Genomic DNA, 2,693 nt, shown 5'->3' on the forward strand with positions numbered 1-2,693 from the left:
GGGTTGGCCCGGGTGTCGGCCACGCGCACGCTCGCGCCGCACCGGGCGCACCAGCGCGCCATGGCCAGGCCCGAGTCACCCAGACCCAGGATCAGCACGGTGAGGTTGCGAAGGTGGTGCATGGTCTTGTTCGACGCCGCGTCAGCGCAGCTTGAGGGTGGACAGGCCGATCAGGCACAGCAGCATGGTGATGATCCAGAACCGGACCACGACCTGCGTCTCTTTCCAGCCGGATTTTTCAAAGTGGTGGTGCAGCGGCGCCATCAGCAGGATGCGGCGGCCTTCGCCGTACTTGCGCTTGGTGTACTTGAACCAGCTCACCTGCAGCATCACCGACAGCGCTTCGAGCACGAAGACGCCGCCCATGAAGGCCAGCACGATTTCCTGGCGCACGATGACGGCGATGGTGCCCAGTGCGCCGCCGAGTGCCAGTGCGCCCACGTCGCCCATGAACACCTGCGCCGGGTAGGCGTTGAACCACAAGAAAGCCAGCCCCGCCCCCGACATCGCCGCGCAGAACACCAGCAACTCGCCCGCGCCGGGGATGTGCGGCAGCAGCAGGTATTTGGCGAACACGGCGTTGCCGGTCACGTAGGCGAAGATGCCCAAAGCGGCCGACACCATCACCACCGGCATGATGGCCAGGCCATCGAGCCCGTCGGTCAGGTTCACGGCGTTGCTGGTGCCCACGATGACGATGTAGGTCAACAGCATGAAGCCCCACACGCCCAGCGGGTAGCTCACCGTCTTGAAGAAGGGCACGATCAGGTCGGCTTTGGGCGGCAGGTCGTTGCTGAAGCCCGATGCGATCCAGCGGAAGAACAGCTCGACCACACGCAGGTTGTTGGTCTCCGACACGCTGAAGGCGAGGTAGATGGCGGCGATCAGGCCGATGATCGACTGCCAGAAGTACTTCTCGCGCGAGGGCATGCCCTCCGGGTCCTTGTTGACGACCTTGCGCCAGTCATCGACCCAGCCGATCAGACCAAAGCCGGTGGTCACGATCATCACGATCCACACGAAGCGGTTGGCCCAGTCGAACCACAGCAGCGTCGACAGGCCGATGGCCAGCAGGATCAACGCGCCACCCATGGTGGGCGTGCCGCGCTTGGTGAGGTGGGTGTCCATCGCGTACTCGCGGATGGGCTGGCCGATCTTGAGCTCGGTGAGCTTGCGGATCAGGTAAGGGCCCAGCAGCAGGCCGATGACCAGCGCCGTCATGGCCGCCATGACAGAGCGGAAGGTCAGGTACTGGAAGACACGCAGGAAGCCCCAGTCGGGGTGGAGCTCCTGCAGCCACATCGCGAGACTAAGCAGCATGGACAGCTCCGGTGAGGGTGGCGACGACTTGTTCCATCTTCATGAAGCGAGAACCTTTGACCAGGATGGATGCGGCAAGCGGTGCGGCATCGGGCTGGGACAGGGCCGAGGCGATGTCGGCGGCGCTGTCGAAATGACGGGATTGGACAGGCTCACCGCTCGTGGCGGTGGCCTGGCTGGCGCGCACGGCCTGCGCCGCGTGGGCGCACAGGCTGCCAGCCGTCCAGATGTGTTCGATGCCGCGTGCGACGGCGTGGGCGCCCACCTCCTCGTGGAAGGCAGGGCCCTGGTTGCCCACCTCGCCCATGTCGCCAAGCACCAGCCAGTGGGGCCCGGGCAAGTCGGCCAGCATGTCGATGGCCGCGCGCACGGAGTCGGGGTTGGCATTGTAGGAATCGTCCACCAGCGTGACAGCCTGGCCGCGCACCGTGGCCTGCTTGAGCTGCGAGCGACCCTTGACGGGCTCGAAGGCCTGCAAGCCGGCGACGATGCTGGCCAGCGGCACGCCGGCGCCCAAGGCTGCAGCGGTGGCGGCCAGCGCGTTGCGCACGTTGTGTTGGCCGGCCATGGCCAGCGACACATCGGCCTCACCTTGTGGCGTGACCAGGCGGATCTGCCAGTGAGGCGTGGGGGCGGCCTGCCAGGTGGCGCTGCCGCTGACGGCGGCCGAGCCCGGCGCACCGAAGTCGATGACACGGCAGCCCTGGGCCAGCTCGCGCCAGATGGGGGTGTGCGCGTCGTCGGCCGGGAACACGGCCACGCCATTGCGCGACAGCGACTGCAGCACCGAGCCGTTCTCACGCGCCACGGCCTCGACCGTGTGCATGAACTCCTGGTGCTCGCGCTGGGCGTTGTTGACCAGGCCCACGGTGGGCGCGGCAATCGCAGCCAGCTGCGCGATCTCGCCCGGGTGGTTCATGCCCAGCTCGACCACGGCGCAACGGTGCTGGCCCTCGCGCAGACGCAGCAGCGTCAGCGGCACGCCGATGTCGTTGTTGAAGTTGCCTTGCGTGGCCAGGGCGGCGTTCGCGTCGCCTTGCGCCGCCATCCAGGCGCGCAAGATGGACGCGATCATCTGCGTGACCGTGGTCTTGCCGTTGCTGCCCGTCACGCCCACCAACGGGATGTCGAAGCGGGCGCGCCAGCCAGCGGCCAGCATGCTCAGGGCGGCACGGGTGTCGCTCACGGTCAGCCCGGGCAGGCCGCTTTCGGCCACGCCGCGCTGACCGATCACGGCCACGGCGCCCGAGCCAGACGCTTGGGGCAGGAAGTCGTGCGCATCGAAGCGCTCGCCACGCAAGGCCACGAAGCAGTCGCCTGCCTGCAGGGTGCGCGTGTCGGTGTGCACGCGCGCGATCGGCGTGGCAGGGGCG

The 2,693-nt window shown here is 67.7% G+C and carries 3 protein-coding genes; all 3 read right to left on the reverse strand.

What is annotated here, in order from left to right; all coding sequences use genetic code 11:
* A partial coding sequence (locus B2W70_RS18420; protein WP_349677461.1) for a hypothetical protein occupies nt 1-122 on the reverse strand: 122 nt, incomplete at its 3' end.
* A 19-nt stretch (nt 123-141) separates the two neighbouring features.
* A complete protein-coding gene (gene mraY, locus B2W70_RS14440; protein WP_137842409.1) occupies nt 142-1,320 on the reverse strand; it encodes a phospho-N-acetylmuramoyl-pentapeptide-transferase in 1,179 nt (392 codons plus the stop codon).
* On the reverse strand, nt 1,310-2,693 hold a 1,384-nt coding region (locus B2W70_RS14445; RefSeq protein WP_286746715.1), incomplete at its 5' end, for a UDP-N-acetylmuramoyl-tripeptide--D-alanyl-D-alanine ligase. The genes mraY and B2W70_RS14445, both read right to left, overlap by 11 nt.

Source organism: Aquabacterium sp. UBA2148, from assembly GCF_002328915.1.
Taxonomy (GTDB): Bacteria; Pseudomonadota; Gammaproteobacteria; order Burkholderiales; family Burkholderiaceae_C; genus Aquabacterium; species Aquabacterium parvum.